Annotated in this window: 30 protein-coding genes; 11 read left to right on the forward strand and 19 right to left on the reverse strand. The window is 71.5% G+C overall.

Annotated features, from left to right (window positions below; genetic code table 11):
- Nucleotides 1-67 precede the first annotated feature (67 nt).
- Entirely contained in the window at nt 68-703 is a 636-nt protein-coding gene (locus MTS1_RS06035) for a hypothetical protein (RefSeq protein ID WP_036304667.1), read from the forward strand.
- Nucleotides 704-705: 2 nt separating this feature from the next.
- On the opposite strand, the gene MTS1_RS06040 is transcribed toward MTS1_RS06035, so the two are convergent.
- Both MTS1_RS06040 and MTS1_RS06045 read right to left on the reverse strand, forming a co-directional pair.
- Nucleotides 706-1,293: a PadR family transcriptional regulator gene (locus MTS1_RS06040; protein ID WP_023952347.1), complete on the reverse strand. Its 588-nt coding sequence runs from the start codon at nt 1,291-1,293 to the stop codon at nt 706-708.
- 63 nt (nt 1,294-1,356) lie between these two features.
- Nucleotides 1,357-2,433, reverse strand: coding sequence for an FUSC family protein (locus MTS1_RS06045; RefSeq protein WP_023952348.1), 1,077 nt, complete (start codon nt 2,431-2,433; stop codon nt 1,357-1,359).
- Nucleotides 2,434-2,500: 67 nt separating this feature from the next.
- On the opposite strand from MTS1_RS06045, the gene MTS1_RS06050 reads away from it, so the two are divergent.
- Entirely contained in the window at nt 2,501-3,001 is a 501-nt protein-coding gene (locus MTS1_RS06050; protein ID WP_052007607.1) for a DUF1992 domain-containing protein, read from the forward strand.
- Nucleotides 3,002-3,023: 22 nt separating this feature from the next.
- Here MTS1_RS06050 and MTS1_RS06055 read toward each other — a convergent pair whose 3' ends face one another.
- The 3 genes from MTS1_RS06055 to MTS1_RS06065 all read right to left on the reverse strand — a co-directional run bounded on the left by MTS1_RS06055 (nt 3,024) and on the right by MTS1_RS06065 (nt 6,164).
- Complete coding sequence (locus MTS1_RS06055; protein WP_023952352.1) at nt 3,024-4,178, reverse strand: cystathionine gamma-synthase; 1,155 nt, start codon at nt 4,176-4,178, stop codon at nt 3,024-3,026.
- A complete protein-coding gene (locus tag MTS1_RS06060) occupies nt 4,175-5,194 on the reverse strand; it encodes a pyridoxal-phosphate dependent enzyme (protein ID WP_023952354.1) in 1,020 nt (339 codons plus the stop codon). Before MTS1_RS06060 ends, MTS1_RS06055 begins: the two co-directional genes overlap by 4 nt.
- A 157-nt stretch (nt 5,195-5,351) precedes the next feature.
- On the reverse strand, nt 5,352-6,164 hold the full coding sequence (locus tag MTS1_RS06065; protein WP_197690573.1) for an NADPH-dependent oxidoreductase: 813 nt from the start codon (nt 6,162-6,164) through the stop codon (nt 5,352-5,354).
- A gap of 85 nt (nt 6,165-6,249) precedes the next feature.
- On the opposite strand from MTS1_RS06065, the gene MTS1_RS06070 reads away from it, so the two are divergent.
- On the forward strand, nt 6,250-6,819 hold the full coding sequence (locus tag MTS1_RS06070) for a flavin reductase family protein (protein WP_036305111.1): 570 nt from the start codon (nt 6,250-6,252) through the stop codon (nt 6,817-6,819).
- 5 nt (nt 6,820-6,824) lie between these two features.
- On the opposite strand, the gene MTS1_RS06075 is transcribed toward MTS1_RS06070, so the two are convergent.
- Entirely contained in the window at nt 6,825-7,682 is an 858-nt protein-coding gene (locus MTS1_RS06075; RefSeq protein WP_023952360.1) for a sulfurtransferase, read from the reverse strand.
- Nucleotides 7,683-7,843: 161 nt separating this feature from the next.
- Here MTS1_RS06075 and MTS1_RS06080 point away from each other — a divergent pair, with 161 nt between their 5' ends.
- Both MTS1_RS06080 and MTS1_RS06085 read left to right on the forward strand, forming a co-directional pair.
- The gene (locus MTS1_RS06080; RefSeq protein ID WP_023952362.1) at nt 7,844-9,205 is read left to right on the forward strand and encodes an O-acetylhomoserine aminocarboxypropyltransferase/cysteine synthase family protein; all 1,362 of its coding nucleotides are present in this window, start codon (nt 7,844-7,846) and stop codon (nt 9,203-9,205) included.
- The gene (locus MTS1_RS06085) at nt 9,202-10,527 is read left to right on the forward strand and encodes an NtaA/DmoA family FMN-dependent monooxygenase (RefSeq protein ID WP_023952364.1); all 1,326 of its coding nucleotides are present in this window, start codon (nt 9,202-9,204) and stop codon (nt 10,525-10,527) included. Before MTS1_RS06080 ends, MTS1_RS06085 begins: the two co-directional genes overlap by 4 nt.
- A gap of 15 nt (nt 10,528-10,542) precedes the next feature.
- Here the strand turns inward: MTS1_RS06085 and MTS1_RS06090 are convergent, their stop codons facing one another.
- Together MTS1_RS06090 and MTS1_RS06095 are read right to left on the reverse strand one after the other, a co-directional pair.
- Nucleotides 10,543-13,029 (reverse strand): MMPL family transporter, encoded by a 2,487-nt coding sequence (locus MTS1_RS06090; RefSeq protein WP_023952366.1) that lies wholly within the window; start codon nt 13,027-13,029, stop codon nt 10,543-10,545.
- 54 nt (nt 13,030-13,083) lie between these two features.
- On the reverse strand, nt 13,084-13,638 hold the full coding sequence (locus MTS1_RS06095; protein WP_036304668.1) for a TetR/AcrR family transcriptional regulator: 555 nt from the start codon (nt 13,636-13,638) through the stop codon (nt 13,084-13,086).
- A 38-nt stretch (nt 13,639-13,676) separates the two neighbouring features.
- On the opposite strand from MTS1_RS06095, the gene MTS1_RS06100 reads away from it, so the two are divergent.
- Nucleotides 13,677-14,282, forward strand: a complete 606-nt coding sequence (locus MTS1_RS06100) for a response regulator transcription factor (RefSeq protein WP_036304669.1) — start codon at nt 13,677-13,679, stop codon at nt 14,280-14,282.
- 52 nt (nt 14,283-14,334) lie between these two features.
- Here the strand turns inward: MTS1_RS06100 and MTS1_RS06105 are convergent, their stop codons facing one another.
- Entirely contained in the window at nt 14,335-14,925 is a 591-nt protein-coding gene (locus MTS1_RS06105) for a DoxX protein (protein ID WP_023952370.1), read from the reverse strand.
- Between the two features lie 181 nt (nt 14,926-15,106).
- On the opposite strand from MTS1_RS06105, the gene MTS1_RS06110 reads away from it, so the two are divergent.
- Nucleotides 15,107-15,562 carry a CinA family protein gene (locus tag MTS1_RS06110; protein ID WP_023952372.1) on the forward strand — a complete coding sequence of 152 codons (456 nt, stop codon included), beginning with the start codon at nt 15,107-15,109 and terminating at the stop codon, nt 15,560-15,562.
- 13 nt (nt 15,563-15,575) lie between these two features.
- Here MTS1_RS06110 and MTS1_RS06115 read toward each other — a convergent pair whose 3' ends face one another.
- The 3 genes from MTS1_RS06115 to MTS1_RS06125 form a co-directional block, all read right to left on the reverse strand.
- Nucleotides 15,576-15,869, reverse strand: a complete 294-nt coding sequence (locus MTS1_RS06115) for a dienelactone hydrolase (protein WP_023952374.1) — start codon at nt 15,867-15,869, stop codon at nt 15,576-15,578.
- Between the two features lie 65 nt (nt 15,870-15,934).
- On the reverse strand, nt 15,935-16,894 hold the full coding sequence (locus tag MTS1_RS06120) for a Gfo/Idh/MocA family protein (RefSeq protein ID WP_023952376.1): 960 nt from the start codon (nt 16,892-16,894) through the stop codon (nt 15,935-15,937).
- A gap of 42 nt (nt 16,895-16,936) precedes the next feature.
- Nucleotides 16,937-17,233 carry a hypothetical protein gene (locus MTS1_RS06125; RefSeq protein ID WP_052007611.1) on the reverse strand — a complete coding sequence of 99 codons (297 nt, stop codon included), beginning with the start codon at nt 17,231-17,233 and terminating at the stop codon, nt 16,937-16,939.
- 175 nt (nt 17,234-17,408) lie between these two features.
- Between MTS1_RS06125 and MTS1_RS06130 the strand changes: the two genes are divergently transcribed.
- Nucleotides 17,409-17,708: a hypothetical protein gene (locus MTS1_RS06130; RefSeq protein ID WP_023952380.1), complete on the forward strand. Its 300-nt coding sequence runs from the start codon at nt 17,409-17,411 to the stop codon at nt 17,706-17,708.
- A gap of 14 nt (nt 17,709-17,722) precedes the next feature.
- On the opposite strand, the gene MTS1_RS06135 is transcribed toward MTS1_RS06130, so the two are convergent.
- From MTS1_RS06135 to MTS1_RS06155, 5 genes are all read right to left on the reverse strand, one after another.
- Nucleotides 17,723-18,172, reverse strand: coding sequence for a MarR family winged helix-turn-helix transcriptional regulator (locus MTS1_RS06135; RefSeq protein ID WP_023952381.1), 450 nt, complete (start codon nt 18,170-18,172; stop codon nt 17,723-17,725).
- Nucleotides 18,173-18,270: 98 nt separating this feature from the next.
- The gene (locus tag MTS1_RS06140) at nt 18,271-19,725 is read right to left on the reverse strand and encodes an NAD(P)/FAD-dependent oxidoreductase (protein WP_036304670.1); all 1,455 of its coding nucleotides are present in this window, start codon (nt 19,723-19,725) and stop codon (nt 18,271-18,273) included.
- Entirely contained in the window at nt 19,722-20,162 is a 441-nt protein-coding gene (locus MTS1_RS06145; RefSeq protein WP_023952383.1) for an SRPBCC family protein, read from the reverse strand. The genes MTS1_RS06140 and MTS1_RS06145 overlap by 4 nt, the downstream gene beginning before the upstream one ends.
- 24 nt (nt 20,163-20,186) lie before the next feature.
- The gene (locus MTS1_RS06150; protein WP_023952384.1) at nt 20,187-21,362 is read right to left on the reverse strand and encodes a zinc-dependent alcohol dehydrogenase; all 1,176 of its coding nucleotides are present in this window, start codon (nt 21,360-21,362) and stop codon (nt 20,187-20,189) included.
- Complete coding sequence (locus MTS1_RS06155) at nt 21,359-21,577, reverse strand: 5'-nucleotidase/2',3'-cyclic phosphodiesterase (RefSeq protein ID WP_023952385.1); 219 nt, start codon at nt 21,575-21,577, stop codon at nt 21,359-21,361. Before MTS1_RS06155 ends, MTS1_RS06150 begins: the two co-directional genes overlap by 4 nt.
- Before the next feature lie 104 nt (nt 21,578-21,681).
- On the opposite strand from MTS1_RS06155, the gene MTS1_RS16880 reads away from it, so the two are divergent.
- Nucleotides 21,682-21,804, forward strand: a complete 123-nt coding sequence (locus MTS1_RS16880; RefSeq protein ID WP_023952386.1) for a hypothetical protein — start codon at nt 21,682-21,684, stop codon at nt 21,802-21,804.
- A 79-nt stretch (nt 21,805-21,883) separates the two neighbouring features.
- Here the strand turns inward: MTS1_RS16880 and MTS1_RS06165 are convergent, their stop codons facing one another.
- On the reverse strand, nt 21,884-22,393 hold the full coding sequence (locus MTS1_RS06165; RefSeq protein ID WP_023952387.1) for a MarR family winged helix-turn-helix transcriptional regulator: 510 nt from the start codon (nt 22,391-22,393) through the stop codon (nt 21,884-21,886).
- Nucleotides 22,394-22,571: 178 nt separating this feature from the next.
- Between MTS1_RS06165 and MTS1_RS06170 the strand changes: the two genes are divergently transcribed.
- Both MTS1_RS06170 and MTS1_RS06175 read left to right on the forward strand, forming a co-directional pair.
- Nucleotides 22,572-22,928 carry a hypothetical protein gene (locus MTS1_RS06170; protein ID WP_023952389.1) on the forward strand — a complete coding sequence of 119 codons (357 nt, stop codon included), beginning with the start codon at nt 22,572-22,574 and terminating at the stop codon, nt 22,926-22,928.
- A 156-nt stretch (nt 22,929-23,084) separates the two neighbouring features.
- Nucleotides 23,085-24,737 carry a thiamine pyrophosphate-binding protein gene (locus tag MTS1_RS06175; RefSeq protein WP_023952391.1) on the forward strand — a complete coding sequence of 551 codons (1,653 nt, stop codon included), beginning with the start codon at nt 23,085-23,087 and terminating at the stop codon, nt 24,735-24,737.
- 9 nt (nt 24,738-24,746) lie between these two features.
- Here MTS1_RS06175 and MTS1_RS06180 read toward each other — a convergent pair whose 3' ends face one another.
- Nucleotides 24,747-26,636, reverse strand: coding sequence for an FAD-dependent monooxygenase (locus tag MTS1_RS06180; RefSeq protein ID WP_023952393.1), 1,890 nt, complete (start codon nt 26,634-26,636; stop codon nt 24,747-24,749).
- Nucleotides 26,637-26,642: the final 6 nt, after the last annotated feature.

The raw sequence follows: 26,642 nt of genomic DNA on the forward strand, positions 1-26,642 counted from the left end.
GCGGATCGCGGCGGTTTCCTGGCAGTCGCCTGAGAGCGCGGCATCCGGCCCGCGTAGGCTCTGCGTCATGCGTGCAGAGCTCGCCGATCGCCGTGACACGACCTGGGAGGATCTCGGACCGAGATTCCGGGTGTTCGTCTACCCCGGCGACGCGAAAGACACGCGGATCATCGACATCGTCGACGTCTCGATCGACACCGTCTTCCGCGAGATGCGCATCTTCTCCGACGACGACCGCCACCTCTGGTCGGTCGCTCTGGTCCGCGGGGAGGGAGCGCAACGGGGTCTGGTCTGGCTGTCGGGGTACGACTACGACGACACCCCGACCGACGGCGTCGAATGGCAACGTCGTCGCGAGATGCAGGATCGCTGCCTGATGGCGCGTTCCCGTCGCGGCGAGCCGCTCGTGCTCCCCGACGGACGGCGCGTCATCCGCATGTTCTCGGGATGGGCCTCGAGCCCGCTGTGGGAGAGCTTCACGGACGAGTACGTCGTCGACCCGCGCAGTCTCGGGATGAGCGATGACCTGACCCGGGATCTCCTCGCCTGGGACGGCGCGATCCAGGACGCGGGACCCGACGGCCCGGTCCCCGCCGACTCGTTCGAGACCGGCCTGGCGATCTGGCGCCGCCTGCGCGACGAGCTCGCCCCCATCGCGGAGGTCCGCCCCGATTTCTGGGCTACCGGGCAAGTGCTCGGCTGAGCTCAGGCTTTGACCGGCCGCCCGCGCTTGGGCTTCTCCGTCGACAGCTCGATCGCCATCGCGCGGCCGGGATGCTGCGCGAGGCGCTGCTCGGTGTGATCGAGCCAGCGCACCTCGGCCTCGGCCGCGAAGATCATCGAGTCGACCACGAGCGACCAGGCGAGCTCCTCGGGACCGTCGGGGTTCGCTCCGGCGTACTCGCCGCTGCGGAGCTCCTGCAGTTGCGCGAGCGAGGCGCGCCGCTGCGCCTGGATGACCTCGTTCACATCGATCCCCGGCAGGGTCGCGGCCACCGCGAGCTTGATCGCGAGCTCATCCCGTGTGCCCGCCGGCCGTTCGACGGGCGAGCCCAACCATGACGCGACCTCGGCGCGCCCGGCATCCGTGATCTGCCAGTAGACGTGGCCCTGCCCGTCGACCGACCCCTTCTCGACGAGACCGTCCCGCTCGAGCCGGTCGAGGGTGTTGTAGATCTGGCCCACGTTCAGGGGCCACGTCGACCCGGTCCGACGGTCGAACTCCGCCCGCAGCTGATAGCCATAGCAGGGGCCCTGATCGAGGATCGCCAGAAGGCTGAGTCGAACCGACACGGTCGTCCTTTCGCATACCGGGTATGTAGTTTGCGAGTATATGCATACCGGGTATCGAGGGGACTACCGCCGCGGGCCCATCACGATCACGCTGCTGAGGATGCCGAGTCCGACACCCACCGCGGTGTCGACGACGCGCTCGACCGCCAGCTCTGGGCCGCCGGCTCCCGCCGCGCTCAGGATGAGGAGCACCAGCGGGGTGATGAAGACGAGCGCGAGCGCGTAGTGGCGGACGACGACGAGCTCGATGATGAACTGCAGCGCCCCGAGCACGAGACCGAGCACGACGCCGCCGAGCGGCACGACGCTGATGGCGAGGAACACGGCCGCCCCCGCCGCGGTGCCGAGCGCGCGGTGGATGCCGCGCGACAGCGCGACGCGGCGACTCGCGCTGACTCCGAGGACGGCGATCCCCGCCCCGACGATCCAGTAGGCGCGCTCGGGATCGACGAGCAGCGCGATCGCCGTGCCGACGACCGCGACCGTCGCCGTTCGCACGACGAGGGTCCGCGTCGTCGCCTCGCCCCCGGCCGCGGGGAAGAGCGAGCGCATCGACCGAGGCTTCGCGCCGCGGTGCGAGCGCCGCACGAGAGGTGCCGCCGTGACCAGCCATGCGAACAGCAGCGACGCCGCGAGGACACCGAGATACAGCGCCGGGTTCACCGCGTGCGACGACTGCGGCGCCGTGACGTGCGCCGACAGGCCGTAGATGAGCACGGCGAACAGCGGGCCCGGCGGACCGACCGAGCGGCCGAAGACCAGAACGGATGCCGCGACGGCGACCACGATGAGGCCGATGGCCACCGCGACAGCGCCGACGGCCGCCGCCGCGACCCCGAGCGCCGCACACGACCACAGCACCGCCGCGACGATGGGGACGAAGCGCAGGCGCTCGCGCGGTGAGAGACGGCCACCGTACAGCGTCGCGAACGCTCCGGTCGCGGCGAGCAGCGCGATGTTCTCGAGCCCCAGCGCGGAGAGGACGACCACGGGCAGCGCCATCGCGAGCGCAGCCTGCAGCCCGAGGTGCCATCGCGGTCCCGGCGACGGCCCGAATCGCGTCAGGCTGCGCCCCAGCTCCCCCGCCTCACGCCGCCACCGGCCGGAACTGTCGGGGGGCGGTTCGAGCGAAAGCGGCATTACTCCATTGTCCCGCGAGAACGCCGACGTCTGCGCGCCGGCACGTACTCTGGAGGCGGAGAACGACATGAGCGACGATTCCCCCGCATCCTCGACGCCCCAGACGCCGGTGCCCGGCCCTCGTGAACGCGCGGCCTACATCGAGACGGCGATTCAGCAGGCCATCCGCCGCGGCGACTTCGACGATCTGCCGGGAGCGGGCAAGCCCATCGCCGATCTCGGCCCGAACCACGATCCCGACTGGTGGATCAAGCGGAAGATCCGCGAGGAGCAGCTCACCGGGCTCGGCCCGCCGGCGCTGACCCTGCGGATCGAGCACGCCGAGTTCGACGCCCGTGTCGACGCTCTCAACCGCGAGGACGATGTGCGCGAGTACGTCGCCGACTTCAACCGGCGCGTCGTCGAGGCCCGCCGGCAGCTGCAGGGCGGGCCGCCCGTGGTCACACCGACGCACGACGTCGAGGCCGAGGTCGCCGCCTGGCGTCAGCGTCGCGCGGATGCCGCGGCGGCGGCATCCGCAGCCCCGCCGGCCGAACCGCGACGCCGCCGGCGGCTGTTCCGACGCTGAGCGGCCCGCCGGCGAGACGAGGTCAGCGCAGCGCCTGCTCCACGTCGGCCAGCAGATCGTCCACTGACTCGATGCCCACGGAGAGCCGCACCACCTCGACCGGCACGGCGGCCTCCGTGCCGCGGACCGAAGCGTGCGTCATCGCATCGGGATAGTTCACCAGCGACTCCACGCCGCCGAGCGATTCGGCGAGCTGGAACAGGCGCGTCGACTCGGCGAAGCGACGCGCCGCCTCGCCGGACTCGAGCGCGAGCGAGAGCATGCCCCCGAAGCGGGTCATCTGCGACGCGGCCAGCTCGTGCCCGGGGTGCGAGGCGAGCCCGGGGTAGAACACGCGGGCGACGCGATCGTGTCGCTCCAGGAACGCGGCGATGGCCCCGGCGTTCTCGCTGTGGCGCTGCATGCGGACATCGAGCGTCTTGATCCCGCGCGTCGTGAGCCAGGCATCCATCGGTCCCGACACCGCTCCCGCGGCGTACTGCAGGAAACCGATCTTCTCGGCGAGCGCATCGTCGTCGAGCACGAGTGCGCCGCCGACGACATCCGAGTGCCCGCCGAGGTACTTCGTCGTGGAGTGCACGACGACATCGGCGCCGAGCTCGAGGGGCCGCTGGAGCGCCGGGGTCGCGAAGGTGTTGTCGACGACGACGAGCGAGCCGGCCTCGTGTCCGATGGCCGCCAGGCCCGCGATGTCGGTGATGCGCAGCAACGGGTTCGACGGTGTCTCCACCCACAGCACGCGCGGCGCGCGCTCGGCGACCGCAGCCCGCACGGCGGCGAGGTCGCTCATGTCGACGACCCGCAGCTTCACACCCCACGGAGCCAGGACACGGGCGATGAGACGGTGCGTTCCCCCGTAGACGTCGTTGCCGAGAAGCACCTCGTCACCGGGCGTCAGCGCGGCGCGCAGCAGCACGTCCTCGGCGGCCAGCCCCGAGGCGAACGAGAAGCCGTGCGCCCCGCCCTCGAGCGCGGCGAGCTGCACCTGGAGCGCCGTGCGGGTCGGGTTTCCCGAGCGACCGTACTCGTAGCCGCCGCGGAGGCCGCCGATGCCGTCCTGCGCGAACGTCGTCGAGAAGTGGACCGGCGGGATGACCGCTCCGGTGGTGGGGTCGAACTCCTGGCCGGCGTGAACGGCGAGGCTCGCGAGGCCGCGGGCGGAATCGTGCGTGCTCATGCGTCGCTCCTGGTGTCGTGGGTCGTGCGGTGATCGGGGATGCCGTGGTCGGGTTCGACGACGAGGTCGGCGAACCCGTGGGCACGCATCCAGTCGTCGTCGTAGATCTTCGAGAGGTACCCGCGGCCGTGGTCGGGCAGCAGCACGACGACGACGTCGTCGGGCCCGAGCTCGCGTGCCGTCCGAAGCGCGGCCACCACGGCCATGCCCGACGAACCGCCGACGAGCAGGCCTTCCTCGCGCGCGAGGCGGCGGGTCATCGCGAACGACTCGCGGTCGCCCACCCGCTCGTAGCGGTCGACGACGGACGGATCGAAGGTCTCGGGCCAGAAGTCCTCGCCGACGCCCTCGACGAGGTACCGGCCGATGTCGCCGCTGTAGATGGACCCCTCGGGGTCGGCGCCGACGATCGTCACGGCCCCGCCGGAGACCTCGCGCAGGTACCGTCCCGTGCCCGTGATCGTGCCGCCGGTGCCGACACCGGCGACGAAGTGCGTCACGCTCCCCGCGGTGTCGCGCCAGATCTCGGGTCCGGTCGTCTCGTAGTGGGCGCGCGGCCCGGCGGCGTTGGCGAACTGGTTGGGTTTGAAGGCGCCGGGGATCTCCCGCGCGAGCCGGTCCGAGACGCTGTAATACGAATCCGGATGCTCCGGCGGCACGCTCGTGGGGGTCATCACGACCTCGGCGCCGTACGCCTTCAGGACGGCGACCTTCTCGCCCGCGAACTTGTCGGGAACGACGAAGACCATCCGGTAGCCGCGCTGCTGCGCGACGAGGGCGAGGCCGACACCGGTGTTGCCGCTCGTGGGCTCGACGATCGTTCCGCCCGGCCGGAGCAGCCCGTCGCGCTCGGCGGCCTCGATGATCCTCGCAGCGATGCGATCCTTGGCCGAGCTGCCCGGGTTGAAGTACTCGATCTTGGCGAGCACGGTCGCCCGCGTCGAGGACGCGACGTGGTTCAGGCGAACCAGCGGGGTGTTGCCGACGAGTTCGGCGATGTTCTCTGCGTAGCGCACGAGGGTGTCCTCACGGTGTCCGCGCGCTCAGAGGCGCGGGTGCTGTCGGGGTCGTCTGAGGTGAGCGCGGCGGCGCTCAGCGACAACAACGACAGGTCTGCACGCGTCCACCCTAAGCCAGGGCCCGGCCGCTGTCGAGCGGATTCGCCCCCCCGGGTCAGCGCGACGACAGACCGCGGCGTTCGAGGGAGCGACGCATCGTGTGGCGCCCGTGCAGGCTCGCGGCACCCCGCACCCGGGCGATCGCGGCGCGCAGCCAGCCCCGCGGCTCGCCCTGCGTGCGGTAGTACGCCGTGACCGCCTCCTCGTACGCGGCGATCTCGGCGTCGTCGGGCAGGCGATAGGTCTCGCGGTGGCGGACGACCCGCTGCGGCAGCCGTGGCTTCACCCCCGCCCGGTCGTCCGGGTCGGGGCGGCCGAGCACGACGCCGAACGCCGGAAAGGCTCCCGCGGGGAGTTCGAGCAGATCGGCGATCTGCTCGGGATGGTTCCGGACCGCCCCGACGTAGACCGCGCCCAGGCCCAGCGACTCGGCGGCGATCACGGCGTTCTGGGCGGCGAGCGCCGCATCGATGAAGCCGACGATCGTGCTCTCCATGTACTCGACGGCATCCGACGGCTCCCCCGCGCGATGCGCGAGCTCGCGCGCACGAGCCCAGTCGGCGACGAAGACGAGGAAGACGCCGCCCCGGCGGATGAAGTCCTGGTCGCCCGCGAGTCGGGCGAGCGCGTCGCGCCGGTCGGGGTCGCGCACCTCGATCACCGACCACGCCTGCAGGTTCGAGCTCGTCGAGGCCGACTGTGCAGCCGCGATGATCGCGGTCAGCGTCGCGTCGTCGATCTCGCCGGGTGCGAATCGCCGCACGGAGCGATGGCGGTAGAGGAGGTCCAGCACATCGTTGCGCGGGAGGCCCTCGGGCGCGGCAGAGCCGTACCGCCCAGACCAGCCGTCGCGTGATTCCGTCGTCACGCGGGGAACGTTACACGGCGTCATCGATCGTCTCCGACGTTCACGGAACATGTGATGGGTCGTCGTGGTTACTAACGTCGTGATCATGTCGCAGCCGAACATCGACCCGTCCGCGGAGCACCCCTCCCGTCATCTGGGCGGCTCGCTGTCCGCCGATGAGTTCAAGACGCTCTTCCGCGGGCACCCCGGCGGGGTCGCCGTCATCACCGCCGACGCGGGTGACGGCCCGGTCGCGCTCACGGCGACCTCCGTCTCGTCGGTGAGCGCCGACCCGCCGCTCCTGGTGTTCTCGGTGTCGGCTCAGTCGTCCGCGTCGGCCGTCCTGTCCACTGCCGAGACCGTCGTGGTGCACCTGCTCGACGCCGACGATCTGCCGCTGGCGAAGCTCGGCGCCACGAGCGGCATCGATCGCTTCGCCGACACCTCGGCCTGGTCGCGGCTGACGACGGGAGAACCCGTGTACCGCGGCGTGCGGGCGTGGGTCCGCTGCGCGGTCGTGTCGCGGATGGATGCCGGCGGCTCCATCGTCATCGCCGGCCACGCCCTCCAGTCGCACGTCGAGCGCGACGTCGAGCCCGGCGGTCACGGCGATGCGCTGGTCTACCACAACCGCACCTGGCACCGCCTCAGCGAAGATTCCGCCATCCGCGGCTGATCCCCTCAGACGACGCCGATCGCCGCCGCCGGGCTCGCCCCCGTCGCGACGGGCCGGCCGGGGTCACGAGACCACTGGCTCCACGACCCCGCGAACACGCGCGCCCGGCCGTATCCGGCCACCGCGAAGGCCAGGGCGGTGTGCGCCGAGGCGATACCCGAGCTGCAGGTGATGACGACATCCGTGTCGGCGCCGATCCCCACTGCCGCGAGCGACGTGCGGACCTCGTCCGGACCGCGCAGGAGACCGTCCGGCGCGATGTGGGCCACCGTCGGAAGATTCAGGGCCCCGGGGATGTGGCCGCTGACGGGGTCGGCCCCTGCCACCTGACCCCGGTAGTGCTGGGGCGCGCGCACGTCGAGCAGCACTCCGCGCGCGGGAGCGACGGCCGCCTCGTCGATGGTGGCGAGACCGCCGCTGCCCTCGGCGAGCGACACATCGCCCGCCGCGGCGGCGCGGTCACTGTGCTCCAGGCGACGCCCCGACGCGACCCAGGCGCGGAAGCCGCCGTCGAGCACCCGGACGTCGAGGCCGTGACGGCGCAGCAGCCACCACGCACGCGCGGCGGCGACACCGTCGTTGTCGTCGTAAGCGACGAGCCGGTCTCCGGCCCTCACACCCCAGCGACGGGCCGCGGCCTCGAGGTCGGCGCGGTCGGGCAGCGGATGCCGTCCCTGCTCCGGAACCCCGGGGCGCGCGAGCTCACGTTCCAGATCGACGTAGACGGCGCCGGGCAGATGACCCAGCAGATAGTCGGGGCGTCCTTCGGCCCGGTCCAGGCGCCACCGGACATCCAGCAGACGCACGGGAGCGTCCGCAGCGAGTTCGGCGGCGAGGTCGTCGACGCTCACCAGGGGGGACATGCCCCCATGCTCCCCAGCCCGCGTTCCCCGTGCGCTCGCGATCGAAACAGTCGGAAACGGGAGAACACAGAGCGACACACGCCGACCCACGGGCGCCTCCGCGTGACCTCGCATGACGGCGGGGAAGCGCCGCCGCGTCCGCCGCCCGTACTCTTCCCCCCATGCCCGGTCTCGAGAACCACCCCGAATCCCTCGCCTTCGCGACGCGTCAGCTGCACGCGGGCGCCCGCGGCTTCGACGCATACGGCTCGCGCGCGACCCCGATCTACCTGACCGCCGGCTTCGAGTTCGACGACATCGCCGACGGCGAGGGCCGCTTCGCCGACCCCACGACGGGTTTCAGCTACACGCGCGTCGGCAATCCGACCGCCGCGGCGGCTGAGCGTCGCATCGCCGACCTCGAGGGCGGCGTCGGCGCCCTGCTCGTCGGCAGCGGCCAGGCCGCGACGACGACGGCGCTGCTGACGATCCTCGAGTCCGGAGACCACATCGTCGCGGCCTCCGCGATCTACGAGGGCACGCGCGAACTGCTGCGCTCCGAATTCGGCCGCCTCGGCATCACGACCGACTTCGTCGACGATCCGCGCGACCCCGCCGCCTGGGAGGCGGCGATCGGCCCGCGCACGCGCGCGCTCCTCGCCGAGACCATCGCGAATCCGCGCGGCGGCGTGCTCGACATCCCCACCGTCGCCGAGGTCGCACACCGGCACGGCATCCCGCTCGTCGTCGACTCGACCCTCGCGACCCCGTACCTGCTGCGCCCGCTCGAACTCGGCGCCGACATCGTCATCCACTCCGCGTCGAAGTTCCTGTCGGGCCACGGAACGGGCCTGGGCGGCGTCATCATCGACGGCGGACGCTTCGCCTGGGACGCCGTCCCGGGCCGGTTCCGCCAGATCGCGGCCGAGACCGGGCCCGACGGGCGCACGTTCGTCGAACGCTCCGGCGAGCGCGCCTTCCTCGACACCGCACGCCGCGTCGCGATGCGCTTCGGCCCCTCCCCCTCACCTCTGAACGCCTTCCTGCTGCTGCAGGGCATCGAGACCCTGTCGCTGCGGGTCGAGCGCCAGTCGCAGACCGCGGCGGCTCTCGCGGCCTGGCTCGAGACGCGTCCCGAGGTCGCCGGCGTCGACTACAGCGGACTCCCCTCGCATCCCGACCATGATCTCGCCGTGCGCCTCCTTCCGGCGGGACAGGGCGCGCTGTTCTCCTTCACCCTCGCGGGCGGGCGGCCGGCCGCGGAGGCGTTCACGCGCAGCGTGCGGCTGTTCACCCCGATGACCCACCTCGGCGATGTGCGCTCGCTCGTGCTGCATCCGGCGACCACCACCCACGCGAGTCGCGACGATGCCGACCTCGAGCGCATCGGCGTCGGTCCGGGGCTGCTGCGCATCTCGGTCGGGCTGGAGGATGCCGGCGACCTCATCGCCGACCTCGCGCGCGGACTCGACGCCGCCCGCGCGGCGACCGGCGTCGTGCCGGAAGACCTGCCGGAAGACCTGCCGGAAACGGTGTCGGCATGACGCGCGCACAGCACTTCGGCTGGTTCCTCTCGCGCGGGTTCGGGCCCCACGGCTGGGCGCGGCCGTACCAGCGGTGGAACTGGCCGTGGCAGAAGCCCGACCTCTACCAGCACTCGGCCCGCGAGCTCGAGCAGGCGGGCTTCGACTTCGTCCTCATCGAAGACGCGCTCTCGGTCGGCATCACGCCCGAGACGCTGAACCTGCGGGTGCGCAAGGCGTACGGCGGTCCCAAGCACGACCCGTGGACGCTCGCGCCGTACCTGTTCGCCGCGACGCAGCACCTCGGCGTGATCCCCACGGTCAACCCCGCCGCGTGGCCGCCGTACCTCGCCGCCCGTCAGTTCGCGTCGCTGCAGCACCTGAGCGGCAGCCGGCTGGGGCTGAACGTCGTCACCGACGTCGGATCGGCGCATCATTTCGGCACCGAGCGCCTCGGGCACGACGCCGCATACGACCGCGCCCAGGAGTGGCTCGATGCGCTGCGCCTGCTGTGGCACAGCTGGGACGACGACGCGCTGATCGCCGACCCCGACACGCAGATCTACGCCGACGGCTCGAAGATCCGCGCCGTCCAGCACCGCGGCGAGTACTTCTCGTTCGACGGTCCCCTCAACGCCGAGCCCCTGCCCGCGGGCGACCCGATCGTCGCCTCCCCCGGTGGCTCGCCGCGCGGCATCGGCTTCGCCGGCACGAACTCCGAGATCCAGCTCGCCCTGTCGAACCTCGATCCCGCGAGCATCCGGGCCTACCGCGCCCGGGTGCGCGAGGCGGCGATCGCCGCCGGGCGCGATGCCGACGCGATCAAGACTCTCTTCGTCGTCAAGCCCATCGTCGCGAGCTCGGTCGACGAGGCAGACCGCATCGTCGAGGCGTCGCGTCATCCCGACGAGGCGGCCCTCCGCGAGGTCGCAGAAGCGTGGTCGAGCGACCTCGAGACCGACCTGACGTCGCTGGACCTCGACCGCCCGCTCGATCCTGCGATCTTCGGCGATCACGTCTCGAAGGGCACCATCCGGGGCCTGCTCGGGCGCTACTCCGACTTCTCGGAAGCACCGCTTCGCGACATCCTCACCGGCAAGGCGCGGCTCGGACGCGTGACCGACGGTGCGGGAGGGACGGTGGGAACCGCGGAGGAGATCGCCGACGTCATCCAGGCGCTGGGCGACGATGCCGACAACGACGGCCTGATCTTCTCGGGCGACTTCCACCCCGTGACCCTCCACCGCGCACTCGACGAGCTCGTGCCGGTGCTGCGGCGCCGCGGCATCCTGCGCACCGAGCACACCGGTCGGGGCCTGCGCGCCGACCTCGACGCGTTCTGACCCCGACCGGCGCGCTCAGACGTGCGGGTGGGTGCGTTCGAGCTTGGCGCCCTCGACGTCGACATCCGGCAGGATGCGGTCGAGCCACCGGGGCAGCCACCACGCGCCGCGCCCGATGAGGTGCATGAGTGCCGGCATGAGCAGCATCCGCACCACGAGCGCGTCGACGAGGATGCCGAAGGCGAGGCCGAAGCCCATCGAGCGGATGATCGTCGCCTCGGCGAAGATGAAGCCGCCGAACACCGACACCATGATGAGCGCAGCCGCGATGACGACCGACCGCCCGGCACGGAAGCCCTGCATGACCGCGAGGCGCGCCTCGGAGCCGTGCACGAAGGCTTCGCGCATCCCCGACGCGAGGAACAGCTGGTAGTCCATCGCGAGTCCGAAGAGGATGCCCACGAGGATCACCGGGAGGAAGTTCAGGATCGGGCCGGTGGTGTGCAGGCCGATGAACTCGGCGCCCCACCCCCATTGGAAGACCGCGACGACGGCGCCGTAGGTGGCGAACAGCGACAGGATGAATCCTCCCGTCGCGATGAGGGGCACCACGAGCGAGCGGAAGACGACGATCATGATCACGAGCGAGAGCCCCACGACGACCGCGAGGTAGATCGGCAGGATGCCGACGAGGCCCTCGGAGATGTCGATGTTGATGGCGGCCTGCCCGGCGACGCCGAGCGCGTACTCGCCGTCGACGGGAGGCAGCGAGCGCAGGTCGCGCACCAGGTCCTCGGTCGCGACGCTGCTCGGCCCCTCGGTCGGGATCACCTGGAACGCGGCGATCGAACCGCTGTCGGAGACGGCGATCGGAGCCACGGCGCTCACGTGCTCGCGCCCGGCGATCGCTTCGGCCACCGCGACCTGCGCGCGCAGACGCCCGGCATCGTCGAGGCCCTCCGGCAGGCTCGCGGTCACGAGCAGCGGCGAGTTCGCGCCGGGACCGAACGCGTCCTCGGTGAGCTCGAACGCACGCTGGCCGTACGACCCCTCCGGCTCGGATGCGCCGTCGGGAAGTCCCACCCGCATCGACAGCGCCGGAACCGCGAGGGCGAGCAGGAGCCCGACCGAAACGACGGCGGTGGTGATCGCGCGCCAGGTCGGCATCGCGCGCGTCGGGGTCGTCACGGCGTCGGGGGCTCCGACGCGGGCGCGGGCACGGCGACCGAGCACGCGCATCCCCAGCAGACCGAGGAGCGCCGGCAGCAGCGTGATGGCGATCAGCACCGCGATGGCCACGCAGACGGCTCCCGCGGTTCCCATGAGGCCGAGGAACGGGATGCCGGTGATGTTGAGGGCGAGCAGGGCGACGACGACCGTCGACCCGGCGAACACGACGGCGTTGCCGGCGGTGCCGCCGGCGAGGCCGATGGACTCGTGGAGGTCGATCCCGCGCAGCAGCTGCTTGCGGTGGCGGTTGAGCACGAACAGGGCGTAGTCGATGCCGACCGCGAGCCCGAGCATCACACCGAGCACGGGCGTCACCGACGCCATCTGCACGACCCCCGACAGCGCGAGCACCCCGAGAACGCCCACACCCACGCCCACGATCGCGGTGACGAGCGGGAGGGCGGCGGCGATGAGGCTGCCGAGCATGACGAGGAGCACCACGGCGGCGACCGCGACGCCGACGGCCTCGCCGACGCCGAGGATCTTCGGCACGCCCTGCGAGATCTCGGTCGAGAAGCCCACCTCGACGCCATCGATCGGCTCGGCGGTGAAGTGCTCGACGACGGCGTCCTTCGCTTCCTGCGGCAGCTCGAGGCGCGGCAGGGTGAAGGCGACGTTCACGGTCGCGGTCGAGCCGTCCGGCGAGACCAGCGCGATGCCGTCGGCGAGGTCGAGCAGGCGCCCGCCGAGCTCGGCGGTCTCGGCCTGCGCCTCGAGCTCGGTCCGGCCGGCGTCGAGGGTCGCCTGCTGCTGCTCCAGCTCGGCGCGCCCGGCGTCGAGCTGGGCCTGCTGGGCATCGAGCGCCGCGAGCTGCTGGGCGGGGGCGCCGGCAGCCTCGAGCTGAGCCCGCGCGGCGTCGAGCTGGGCCTGGCCCGCCTCGAGCTGCGCCGTGCCCTGGTCGAGCTGCGCCTGTCCGGCGTCGAGCTGGTCGCGCGCGGACGAGAGCTGAGTCTGGCCGTCGGCCAGCTGCTGGGCCTGCGCGGCTCGCTGCGCCTCGGCCTCGAACGGGTCGTTGACCGTCGCGACGTCGGGCAGATCGGTGGCGGAGGCGACGAGATCGGAGATCGCCGCCCGCTGGTCGTCGGTGAGAGCGCCGTCCTCGGCGTGGAACACGACGGTGCCTGCCGCGCCGGCGAAGTCGGGCAGCTCGTCGGCGAGCTGGTCGGTGACCTTCGATGACGCGGTCCCCGGGATGTCGAAGCTCGATGACAGCCCGCCGAAGCCGAGCGCGAAGGCGCCGCCGGCGATTCCCAGCACGGCGACCCAGGCGACGACGACGAGCCAAGCGCGACGCGCGGCCCCCTTGCTCAGGCGGTACAGCAGCTCGGCCATCGGCGACTCCTTCGGGATGCGGACGCCTTGACGAGACGCGACGTCTCGTCAACCCTAACCCGGGACCAGGACGTGCACGATCGCCCGGATGCTGTCGGGCGTCGGGGCGGCGCCCAGGAGCGCCTGCATCATCATCCAGCCCGCGACCGCATCGCCGATCTCGACCGCTGCGAGAGCAGGATCGCCGTGTGCGACCACGCGCGCCCGGATGCCGCCGTCGGCGCTCAGCCGGTCGCGCATGAGCTCACCGATCGCGGCATGCTCGGTCGCGGCGGCGACGAGCGACCGCAGCAGCAGACGTCCCTGCGGAGCGTCGAGGACGGTCCACACCCGCGACATCCACTCGGTCAGGTCGCGGCGGAGGTCCCCCGTGTCTCGCACCGCGAGCTGATGCCGGAAGATCATCCCCTCGAGCAGCGCTTCGGTGAGGATCGCGGCGCGAGACGGCCACCACCGATAGATCGTCTGCTTGCCGACGGCGGCGTGCCGGGCGATCGCCTCGATCGTGAGGTTCTCGTAGCCGCTCTGCGCGATGAGCTCGGCCGCGGCCGTCAGTACCGCCAGCCGAGCCTGTTCGCTGCGCCGCGGACCGGCCCGGTGCTCGTCCATCCCTCCACCGTAACGAGCCGGACGCTACGGTGGAGCCCATGCTCGCCGTGCTCGTCCTGGCCGACCACGACCTGGTCCGCCGCGGCGTCGCCGACCTGATCGACGCGGCGACGGGACTGCAGGTCGTCGCCGAGGCGGCCACCGCCCGTCAGGCGGCGGCGCGCGCAGAGGTGACACGGCCGGACGTCGCGATCATCGGATACCGGCTCGCCGACGGCGACGGCCCACGGGTGTGCCGCGGCCTGCGCGCGCTGGACCCTCACCTGCAGTGCATCGTCCTCAGCGCCGCGGACGACGACACAGCCCGCGCCGCGAGCGCCGCCGCGGGCGCCGCGGCCTTCCTTCTCGAAGACGTCGCGGCGGGCGAGCTCGTCGAGGCCGTGCGCCGGGTCGGGTCGGGGCACCCGCTGAGCGCGACCCTGCGACCCGCCTCACCCCCGACGTCGCCGCCGGAGGCCCTCCCCCGCCGGCAGCGGGAGGTGCTCGCCCTGGTCGCGCGGGGGCTGTCGAACCGCGCCATCGCGATCGAGCTCGGTGTCGCCGAGAAGACGGTGAAGAACCACCTGACGGGGATCATGCGCACGCTCGGCGTCACGAGCCGTACGCAGGCCGCGCTGCGCGCGGCGCAACCCGAGCACGAATGAGCGAAGGCGCGGACCCCGGTGGGATCCGCGCCTTCGGCGGGGCGACTCGGTGTCAGACGAGCCACCGGAAGCGCTGCACGAGCGGCAGCTTCTTCCACATGGCGCCGAGGCCCCACGTGTCGCCGGCGTGGAGCACGGCGATCACGATCAGCGCGAGCGCGTAGACGATGTGGTAGTCGACGAGGGGGTTGGTGGATGCCGCGCCCCAGGCGAACGGCCACTCGGCCAGGTACATCAGCAGCATGACGAGGCTCCCGGCGACCGCGGCGACGCGGAGACCAATGCCCGACATGACGGCGACTCCGATGGCCAGCATGCCCGCCATGAACAGGACGTCGGCGAGCGGGCTCGCCATGCTCTGGAACCAGGGCTGGAGCGGTCCGGTCACGGCGGGGCTGTTGAGGAAGCCCTGCGCCGGGGTGCCGCCGTTGATCCACGCCCGCTCGAACGGCGTCGAGAAACCGAGGCCGAGCAGCTTGTCGAGGAACGCCCAGAGGAAGATGAAGCCGGTCGCATAGCGCAGCGCAGCGAGGGTGCGGCGTCCGGTGAGCGAGGTCACGATCTCGTCCTGGCGGGCGATCGCCTGAGTGCGGGTCCGAGCCTCCGTGCGCGGGATGGCTGCGTGGACCGCGTGCGTGGTCATTTCTGTCTCCTTCGTCGTATGTGGTCTGACCACATAACTATCTCGCGTTCCCGGCGTCATGAACAGGGACCAAAGTCCCGATCCGCCTGCAGGGTCGCCCGCGCGTATCACCGCGTCGGACCGGGGACAATCCCCGCGCCCGGAGCGCACGCCGCTGCATAGGGTCGCGCCAGGAGGAGATATGAGCGACATCGAGGAACTCGCACGACGCGCACAGGAGACGGGCACCGTGATCGCCGTCGCGGAATCACTCACCTCGGGCAACCTCGCCGCGACGATCGGCGCCGCGGAGGGCGCGGGCGACTGGTTCGCCGGCGGGGTCGTGGCTTACCGGCTCGAGACGAAGCACCGGGTCCTGGACCTGGCCGAGGGCATCGATCCCTGCTCGCCGGAGTGCGCCGAGCAGCTGGCCCGGGCGGTGCGCGACCTCACGGGAGCCGACCTCGCGGTATCGGCGACCGGCGTCGGGGGCCCCGAGCCCCACGACGGGCACGAGCCGGGCACCGTCTACCTCGGGTGGAGCGACGGCGACGACACCGGGCACGTGCTGCTCGAACTCGACGGCGAGCCCGAGCAGGTCATCGACGGCAGCGTCAACGCGGCCCTCGGACTGCTCATCGATCGGATGCGACGCTGAGCGCGCTCGCCGATCAGGCCGTCGACAGCGGCGGCCGGTGCGCGATGGGGATCGGCTTGGTCGCAAGCGGCGACCCGGTGCGGCGCGACGCCGCGTGCCGCTCGGAGATGGCGAACGCCGCCTCGCCGATCGCGGCGAACGTCTCGGTTCCCGCGGTGCCGCACAGCCACACCACCTCGTACACGCCGTCGCGGCGTCGCTCGACGTAGGCGACGACGGCGGCGGCATCGGAGGACGGGCGAGCGGGATCGCATACCCGCCAGGCATCCTCAGCGATCTCGTCCCAGCGCAGTCCCGTGTGTTGCATGATCCGAGCCTGCGTCACGGCCCCGGCGGAACCCCAGGGCCTTGACAGCGCGATCCGCGGATGCGTCAGCCGGCCGCGGCGCGACGGATCCGTTCGAGCGTGCGCAGCGTCGCCGACGTGCGGGCCTGATCCTCGTCGGGTGCCGCCGCACCACCGACGAGCTCCACGAAGCGCGCGACCTCCCCGTCGAGGGTGTCGACCGCGGCGTCCGAGGTCCATTCCGACGACGCACCGGACGCGTCGATGCGCGTGATCCGACGCGGGCTGGCCAGATGATCGATCAGGAGCGTCGCGCTCTCGCCCTGGATCTCGCTCGGCCTGGCCGCCGTCGTGATCTTCGAGTAGCCGACATCGACGATCAGCCCGGGGTACTCCAGCACCGCGAGGCCCGCCCCGTCGGCACCGGTGGCGATGGTCACCGCCGACGCGGACACCCTCACGGGCTCGCCGAACAGGAGGACGGCGGCGTGCACACCGTAGACGCCGAGGTCTGCGAGCGCGCCGCCGCCCATCGCGGGATCGAAGATGTTGGGGGTCTCACCGGCGAGCACGGCGTCGTAACGCGAGGAGCGCTTGGCGTAGTGGAACGAGGCTCGGCGGAGGCTGCCGAGCGACGGGACGCGGTCGCGGACGGCGACGATGCCCGGGTCGTAGGCCGTGCGCATCGCCTCGATCAGCACCACCCCCGCCCGCCGGGAGCGGCCGACGAGATCGTCCCATTCGGCGGCGGAGCCGACCGCCGGCTTCTCGACGAGCACGTGCTTGCCCGCCGCGATCGCCGCCGCGACCTGTGGGCCGTGCGCGGAGTTCGGCGAGCCGATGTAGACCGCATCGACGCCGGGATCGGCGAGAGCGGCCTCTACGCTGCCGAACGCTCCCTCGACGCCGAGACGATCGGCATACGCGCGCGCCCTCGCGTCATCGCGCGATGACACAGCCACCACCTCGATACCGGGCGTGCGGGATGCCGCACCGATGAAGGCGTCGGTGATGACGCTCGTGCCGACGGTCGCGATCCGGATCATGCCCTCCAGCCTAGGAGGAGGTGACCGGGGCTTCGGGCTGCGTCAGTGGCGCCGGGTCGAGCGCAGCGTCTGCACCGCCTCGTCGAATCGCAGCGTCTGACGGAGTTCGACGGCGGCGGAGTACCAGGGGCCGCCGAGCGCCACGAACACGGCGCCCACGACGTCGATGTACCCGAGGATGACCTCGCCCTCGCGCACCTCGTAGCGATCGACGTCGACGAGCTCCCACCGCACGTCCGCCTCGGCGCTGGGGGCCTCGGGCCGCCGGGTGGGCAACTGACGCAGAGCGCCCGACGTGGCCAGCCTCACCGCGCTGGGCTTGCGGGCGATCGGTGACATATCCAAGACCATGACCACTCCCGTCGCTCTGCATCGAGTGTCCCGCCCCGGACCCACTGCACCTACCGGCTTGACAGAAGTTCACACGGGGTTTACACGGCGTCAACACGACCTACCTAGTTCGCCTAACTAACCGGAATTAGTTAGGCCGAACCGCGCCACTACCCTCGCGTGCGTGGGAACACTCGTTTACGGAAGCCAGGGGCGGACGTTCGACGTCGAGGACCGTCTGCTCGCTCACCTGCGGGTGGTCTTCATGAACAAGCTGCGTCGCAACGAGCCGTTCATGTTCCACCGCTCGACCGACAGCGGGCTGTTCAGCGTCTGGGTGCACCCGGCCGTTCCGATGGTGTTCCTCTTCAGCGGCAGCCGGCCGCCGACGATCAATCGGCACTGGGTCGAGGCCCTCATGCTCGAGGCCGGCGGAACGAACGGCCTGCGGGTGATCCCGGAGCCGGCGACCGCCGACGCCTGACGACGTCGCCTGCCTCAGCGGCACTCCTCATCGACCGCGTCCGCGATCGCGTCGAGAAGCGTCGCCAGCTTCGCCGCGGTGTCCTCGTCGAGCCCGCGCGCGATGTCGCGCACGCGGAGCGTGAGCGGGTCGACGCCTTCGACGTCGGCGTTGCGGTCCGTCGGAACGACGTACTTGCTCCGGCCGTCGTCGGGATTGCGCTGGAAGGCGACCAGTCCCCCGTCGTGCAGGCGCTTGAGCATCGTGGTGGCCGTCGGCGTCGAGATGCCGAGCGTCGCGGCGATGTCGGTCGGTGTGACGCGCTTGCCAGCATCCGCGCTGTCGTACACGACGCGCATCGCCGCACGCGCGGTCTCGCTCGGACCGCAGTCGCTCTGGCGTCGCCGCGCCAGGCTGGCCTCGGCCAGTCGCAGCCGTTCGACCGCGCGTGCGACGGATTCGGGCTCGGACGCACCGGACACCATGGAACCTCCCGCAGACGTCGATGATGCCTCCACTGTAGAAGCGCCGAGAATCGGCGATCTGCGGCTTGACTCCGCCGCCCGGGGCCCGTAATGCCCCCTCAGAGACGCGGCGAGAGGTCGGGACGCGTCCGCACCCCGAACTCGTGGCGCAGCGCGCTCAGGGCCGCCCACCAGCCGCCCAGCCCGTGAACGCCCGGTCCGGGGCTGGTCGACGAGGAGCACAGGTAGACGCCGTCCATAGGGGTTCGCCACGGGTCTCGCGCGAGCACGGGACGCGCGATCAGCTGATCGAGCGAGGGCACCCCGGCGGAGATGTCGCCGTCGGGATAGTTCAGATTGCGAGCGGCGACCTGCCGCGCCGTCTCGGAGTGAGTGGCGAGGATCGTCTCCCGAAAGCCCGGCGCGAAGCGCTCGATCTGCCGGACGATCGCCTCGGTGCGGTCGACCTCGCTGCCGGCGGGGACATGCGTGTACGCCCACAGCGTGTGGTGTCCCGCCGGGGCACGGGTCTCGTCGAACAGCGACGGCTGGGCGACCAGGACGTAGGGCGCGTCGGGCAGACGCCCCTCCCGAACCGCGTTCTCGGACGCGGCGATCTCCGCCCGCGTGCCGCCGATGTGCACGGTGCCGCTGCGCGCGATCGCCGGATCGCGCCAGGGCACGGGCGTCGACAGAGCGAAGTCGACCTTCGCGACGGCGTCGCCGTAGCGGAAGCGCTCGAGTCGGCGGCGGTACCGGGCCGGCATCCGCTCCCCCGCCATCCCGATGAGGGCACGCGGAGTGACGTCGAGCAGGACGGCGCGGGCGGTGGGGAGCTCGTCGAGGGAGCGGATGCGGCGCCCCGCGAACAGCTCGCCCCCGTGGGCGCGGATGTCGTCAACCATCGCCTGGACGATGGCGCCGCTGCCGCCGATGGGGATCGGCCACCCGCGCGCATGACCGTAGGTGGCGAGGGTCAGCCCGCCACCGGCGGCTGCGAGACTCGGAAGGCCCAGGATGGTGTGAGCCGCGACACCGGACACCAGAGCCGGGGCGGCCTGCTCGCGGAACCGCAGGTTCCACGCGGCGCTCCCCTGCTCGAGTGTGCGCAGTCCGAACCAGGCCGCGGCGATCGGATCGCCGGGGACGCGCAGCAGCGAGCCACCGGTGAGGTCCGCGATGCCGCGCACGCGCTCGACGAGCGGCGCCATCAGCCGGGTGTACGCGCGGCCGTCGGCTCCGAGCCCCTCGGCCGTGCGATCGAGATCGCGGTAAGCCAGCGCTGCGCCACCGTCGAGAGGGTGCGCATACGACACCTCGGGCACGACGAACTCGACGCGGCGGCGCAGTCCGAACTCGCGGAAGAAGGCGGATTCGAAAGCGAGCGGGTGCACCGCCGAACAGAGGTCGTGCCGGTAGCCCGGAAGCGTGATCTCGCCCGTCGCCGCCCCACCGCCGAAGTGGTCCTCCGCTTCGAACACCGCGACCGAGAGCCCGGAGCGCGCCAGGGTGACGGCCGCCGCCAGCCCGTTCGGCCCGGAGCCGACGACGACGGCGTCGTACTCCGCCGTCACCGTCCCGCGCCGCCCTCCGCGAGGTGCGCGAGCCTCCGCAGGGTCTCGGCGTTGCGGACGTGCAGCGGCAGGTCGAGCAGTGGTTGCGGGATGAACGATCCCGGCCCTTCCGCGGCCACCTCCTGAATGCGCACGACGCAATCGTCGCCGCGGGGCTTGACGTCGATGGTGATGTGGGCCTCGCCGATCGGCCAGCCGCGCGCTTGCATCACCATGCGGTGCGGCGGATCGAATTCGATCACCGATGTGCTGTCGTCGATGACGAAGGGCCAGACCCCGAACGAATGGTGCAGGCGCGACCCCGTCTGAGGCCAAGCCGGACTGACGTCGCGCATGCGCGAAGCACCGACGACCCAAGCCGGGAAGAGCCAGCCGTCGTTCAGGACCGCGAAGACGTCCTCGGGGGCGCAGTGCATGAGTCGGACGTTACGCGACATGGCCGTCTCCTCTCCGGGGCGGAGTCACGGCTGCAGCACCACCTTGATGCAGCCGTCCTCCTTCTTCTGAAAAGTCTCGTAGAGGCCCGGCGCGTCGGTCAGCGGCGCGCGGTGGGTGGTCAGATCCATGACGCCGAGCGGGTCGGCGGGGTCTTCGACGAGAGGCAGCAGATCATCGATCCACCGCTTGACGTTGCATTGCCCCATCCGCAGGCTCAGCTGCTTGTCGAACATCGTCTTCATCGGCATCATGTCGGCCTCGCCGGCGTACACGCCGCTGATCGACACGGTGCCGCCGCGGCGGACGACGTCGATCGACGAGTGCAGTGCGGCCAGCCGGTCGAGCCCGCCGGTCTCCATGACCTTCTGGGCCAGGGCGTCGGGCAGCAGTCCCACCGCCTTGTGCACCGTCGAGACGGCGGGGTTGCCGTGGGCCTCCATGCCGACGGCATCCACGACCGCATCCACGCCGCGCCCGTCGGTGAGGTCGCGGAGCTCCTCGACGACCGAATCGGCGAGGTCGAAGACGTCGGCACCGTGCCGCTCGGCCATCGCTCGGCGCTCGGCGACCGGATCGACCGCGAGCACGCGATAGCCGCGATGCACGCCGACGCGCGCGACGAACTGCCCGACGGGGCCGAGGCCCATGACCGCGAGAGTGCCGCCCTCGGGAACGTCGGCGTACGCCACGCCCTGCCACGCCGTCGGCAGGATGTCGCTGAGGAAGAGGTAGCGGTCGTCGGGAAGGTCGGAGCCGACGCGGATGTGGTTGTAGTCCGCGAGCGGAACCCGCAGGTACTCGGCCTGCCCTCCCGGGACCTGTCCGTACAGCTTCGTGTAGCCGAACAGCGAGGCGCCGCTGCCGTATTCGGTGACCTGGGTCGTCTCGCACTGCGACTGGAGGCCACGACGGCACATGAAGCAGTGCCCGCACGAGATGTTGAACGGCACGACGATGCGGTCGCCGACGGCGAGGTTCGTCACGGCAGACCCGACCTCGACGACGACACCCATCGGTTCGTGGCCGAGTACGTCACCGCTGTCGATGAACGGCCCGAAGATCTCGTAGAGGTGCAGGTCGGACCCGCAGATGGCCGTCGAGGTGATCCGCACGATCGCGTCGGTGGGCTCGAGGATCTCGGGGTCGGGCACGGTCTCGACGGAGACCTTCCGGCGTCCCTGCCAGGTGAGAGCCTTCATCGTGTCTCCTCCGGGTCGTCGCCGTCGGCTTCGGGCGTGCCGGGGCCGGGCCCGGGCCGCACGGCGGCGGTGTCGGCGATGTCGATGCGCGTGACGCCGTCGTGCTCGCTCGTCTCGATCCGCGGCGCGGCGTCGGCCTCGGTCGATCCGCCGGCTCGCAGCAGTTCCTCGCGGCGGGCGTCTTCGTCGGTCAGGGATTCGGATGCGTCGGACATGGGGCGACCGTAAGCACGTCCGCCCGGCCGGAGCGAGGGGATGGCGAGGGCCGGACAAGCGTGGTAGCCAGAGACGACAAGCCCATCCCGGAAGGAGACCGCCGATGTCACGAGACGACGCGAAGCCCAGTCAGGCCGAAGGTGCCGACCCCGAACACCCCGACACGGGCGAAGCCCCGGAAGAGGCGACGGGACACCCCTCGCAGGCCGAGGGCGAAGACAGCTGACACCACGACGGAGGGGCCGGCGTCGCACCTGATGCGAGCCGGCCCCTCCGTCGTCGTGCGCTCGAAGCGTCGTTCGAGATCAGGCGCTGCGTTCCGCGACATCGTCGAGAGCGGACGCGAGGAGGTCCACGACCTCGGCCGCGATGGCGGCACGCTCCGCGTCGAGCTCGTCGATGACGGTCACGATCGCCTGGTGATGGGCGGCGAAGGCGGCATCCACTCGCTCGACCGCCTCCGGGGTCGGAACGAGGTAGTGCGCGCGTCGGTCGGTGGGGTGCTGAACGCGCTCGACCAGCCCCTTCGAGGCCAGACGCTCGACGACGTTGGTCACGGTGGCGCTCGAGGTAGCGAGCATGACGATGAGGTCCTTCGGGCCCAGATCGCGGCCGTCGCGGTGGCCCTGGACGAGGTATCGCAAGGCGGTCAGGTCGATCGCCGACAGCTCGGATGCCCGGACGGCGAGCCCGGCCTGCACCTGCTCGGCGCGTCGCAGGCGCAGCACGGCGTCGCTCAGGCGACGGCCGACCTCTTCGCGAGGTTGGTCCGCGTAGAGATGGAGTCCTTCGTGCAGGACGACGTTTCGAGGCATCGGGTTGCCACCTCCTCCGACAGCATCCTAGAACACTAGCCCGGCTTGACAGATTCTGTCTTTCACAGATGGTGAGATACATAGGATCTAAGAATTGACAGGAAGTGTCTTGTCTGGCTAGATACTTAATGAGGGAACCAACACTTCCCTCGCTCATCGACGATCTCAGGAGGACAGCATGGGACAGCTCCACTACGGAAACTCCGACACCCGAATCGAGATCCCGGACCGCCTGCTCGCGCACCTGAAGGTCGTCATCGCGACGAAGCTCCGGCGCAACGAGAGCTTCATGATGTCGTGGACGTCCGACGAGGGCCGTTCATCGATCTGGCTGCAGCCGTCCATCCCCCTGCGCTTCGTCTTCGAGAGCGCGGACATGGAGATCCTGAACCCCGCTGCCGTCCGCGACCTCGCCAATGCCGCGACCTCGTCGGCCGGCCTGATGGTCGCCCTCGACCAGGAGATCCCCGAGGCCCCGCAGCGCGAGCTGCGCCCGGTCACCGCCGGGGTGCCGCGACTGAAGGTCCCGGCGTAACCCGGACCGAACACTTCACGCCGTCGTCGGTCGTTCCTATAATCGGAACGTCCGGCGGCGGCGTTGCCGTCGGTGCTCGAAAAATGGGCACGAAGCGGCACCCGCGCGTGAGACACATACGGCCTCGATCACCGTTCCGTCTCGAAAGGCATCGCCATGCCCTCCGTCTCCGCGCACGTCTCCGCTGCCCTCTCCCGACACGTCTCGCACGTCTTCGGGGTGATGGGAAACGGCAACGCCCACCTGCTCGACGCACTGGAGCGCTCGCCCGGGGTCGCCTTCACCGCCCTCCGGCATGAGGCGGGCGGCGTGGTCGCCGCCGACGCCCACTACCGCGCCGGCGGAGGTCTCGCGGCCGCCACCGCGACGTACGGCGCGGGGTTCACGAACACGCTGACACCACTGGCCGAAGCGGCCCAGGCCCGCACCCCGCTGGTCCTGGTCGTCGGCGATGCACCCACGTCGGGACCGCGCCCGTGGGACGTCGACCAGATCGCCCTCGCGTCGGCCGTCGGAGTCCGCACCTACACGGTGGGACGGACGGATGCCGCCGCCACCACCGTCATCGCGATCGAGCACGCCCTGGCCTACTCCTCCCCCGTCGTCCTCGCGATCCCCTACGACGTCGCGAAGGCCGACGCCGGCCCCCTCACCGAGACGCCCGAGCCGCGACGCGCCCCCGAGCTCGCTCCCGCCACGCCGTTCGCGACCGGAACCGTCAGTCAGATCGCGCGCGCGCTCGCCAGCGCGCAGCGCCCCCTCCTCCTCGCCGGCCGAGGCGCCTGGCTCGCCGGAGCGGGGCCCGCGCTCGGCGCTCTCGCCGACGCCACCTCAGCGGTGACCGCGACCACCGCGCTCGGGCGCGGGCTCTTCCCGCGGGAGGAGTTCGACCTCGGGGTCACCGGCGGTTTCGGCGCCGAGAATGCGATGTCGCTCATCCGCGAAGCGGATGTCGTGGTCGTCGTCGGCGCGTCGCTGAACCAGTTCACGATGCGATTCGGAGCCCTGTTCGCCCCCGGGACGACGGTCGCGCAGATCGACACGGCCCCCACGGCGACGCATCCGCACGTCGGGCTCTATCTGCGCGCCGACGCGGCGCTCGCCACCCGGGCGATCACCGACGAGCTCACCGCGATCGGTGCTGCGGCCAGCGGATGGCGCGAGTCGGTCGACATCGTCGCCCTGCGCGACCACCACCCCGGCGATGCACTCGCCCCCGACGGGCGCCTCGATCCGCGATCGGCCGCGCGGCGGATCGGGGAGCTGCTGCCCGCGGACCGCGTCGTCGTATCGGACGGCGGCCACTTCATCGGCTGGGCCAACATGTACTGGCCCGTGTCGTCGCCCGACCGGATGATGATGGTCGGCACCGCTTACCAGTCGATCGGTCTCGGCTTCCCCTCCGTGCCCGGTGCGGCACGCGCCCGCCCCGACACGACGATCGTGCTGACGACGGGCGACGGCGGCGGCCTCATGGCCGTCAGCGACCTGGAATCCGCCGTGCGGATGGCGGGAGGCCACGGCCTCGCGGTCGTCTGGAACGATCGCGCGTACGGCGCCGAGGTCCACCTCTACGGCGCACAGGGCCTCGCGCCCGCACCCATGCTCATTCCCGAGGTCGACTTCGCCGCGCTGTGCCACGCTGTGGGCGGCGAGGGCGTCGTCGTGCGAACACTCGACGACCTCGAGGCCCTCGCCCGGTGGCGCGACCGGCCCGCAGACGAGCGTCCGTTCCTCCTGCTCGACCTGCGGGTGTCGGCGCAGATCCGCGCCCCGTACCAGGAGGAGATCCTGCGTGTGAACTCCTAGCGCGGCCTCCTAGCGCGGCAGGAGGGCTCCCGCGAAGAAGGCCGCGAGCTCGTCCGTCGCCGTCAGGGGCAGCACGGCAGCGACGTACTGATCGGGGCGGACGACCACGACGACGCCGTCGCGGGAGAGGCCCCGCTCCTCGAAGATGTCGGAATCATGCCACGCGCTCGGTGCCGCGGCGTACACCTTCTCCCAGTCCGTCAGACCGAGCGGACCGGTACGGGGGCGGAAGATGTCAGGCACGAGCGGCAGCTCGATGTCGTCGTACCGCTGCTGGTACACGACCTTGACGTCGAACACCGCGTCCACGTCCGCGCCCGCCGGGGTGTGCACGGACACCGGCGACGCGGGCGACGCGAGCCACCGCGCGAAGTCGCCGAGGGCGGACGGGGCGCCCGGCAGCGGGGCATCGGCGAACGCGTAGACACGCCACCGCCCGTCCGCCCGGGCATGGTGACCGAGGTGCACGGCGTTGCCGTCGGCGACGCGAGCGACTTCGACGGACGCGAATCGCATGCCGATCGGAAAGCCGGAAGCGAGGTCCTGGTGCGTGGCGTCGGCGACGATCGCCGACGGGGCGTACCGGGTGCGGAAGCCGGAGGGGAACTCCGCCGTCGCCAGGTAATGGGTCGCGAGATCCTGCGGATCGGTGATCTCCTCGGGCTTGCGCGCCATGAGGGCCGACCACTCCCGGTCGAAGTCGATCAGCTGCTGCGCGACGGGCCGGCGCTCGGCTCCGTAGGTCGACAGCAGCGAGGGCGCCGCCAGACCCGTCAGGACGTGACCGAGCTTCCACCCGAGATTGAACCCGTCCTGCATCGAGACGTTCATCCCCTGCCCGGCTTTCGCGCTGTGGGTATGGCAGGCGTCGCCGGTGAGGAACACGCGCGGCGCACGCGGGGCGCCCGCCGGGACATCGTCGAAGCCGTCGGTGACGCGGTGCCCGACCTCGTAGACGCTGTGCCAGGCGACTTCCTTCACATCGATCGAGTAGGGATGCAGGATCGCGTTGGCACGCCGGATGATCTCATCGATCGGCGTCTGCCGCACGCGGTGATCGTCGTCGGGGGCGACCTCGCCGAGATCGATGTACATGCGGCTGAGGTAGCCGCCCTCGCGCGGGATGTGCAGGATGTTGCCCGCCGCCGAGTTGATCGCGCACTTGATGCGCCAGTCGGGGAAGTCGGTGTTGACCAGCACGTCCATGACACCCCAGGCGTGCGCCGAGGCCGCCCCGACGTGGACCCGGCCGATCGCGTCGCGCACGCGGCTGCGCGCGCCGTCGCACCCCGCGACGTACTTGGCGCGAATCGTGCGCTCCTCCCCCGCCCGAGCGCCCGCGATGTGACGCACGCGCACCTCGACGGGGAAGTCCCCCTCGTCACCGACGGTCAGCCCGAGGAACTCGATGCCGTAGTCGGGGACGACGCGCCCCGGCCCGTGCGCCGCGGCCTCGGCGAAGTAGTCGAGCACGCGCGCCTGGTTGACGATCAGGTGCGGGAACTCGCTCATCCGCAGCGCGTAGTCCTCCGTGCGCATGGTGCGCACGATGCGCGCCGGATCGTCGGGGTCGGGCGCCCAGAAGTTCATCCAGCCGATGTTGTAGGCCTCGGCGATGATCCGCTCGGCGAACCCGAACGCCTGGAAGGTCTCGACGCTGCGCGGCTGGATGCCGTCGGCCTGACCCAGTTCGAGTCGCCCCTCGCGGCGTTCGATCAGCCGCACGTCGACATCGGGGAACTGCGACAGCTGCGCGGCCAGCAGCATCCCCGCAGGCCCTGAGCCGACGATGAGGACGTCGGTCTGGTCGGGCAGCTCGGCGGGGCGATGCAGCCCGCGACCGGCCGCGGGCTGCACACGCGGATCTCCCGAGACGTAGCCGTGATGATGGAACTGCATCGTGTC

Origin of the sequence: Microbacterium sp. TS-1, from assembly GCF_000509385.1 — a bacterium.
In the GTDB taxonomy this organism is placed as follows: domain Bacteria; phylum Actinomycetota; class Actinomycetes; order Actinomycetales; family Microbacteriaceae; genus Microbacterium; species Microbacterium arborescens.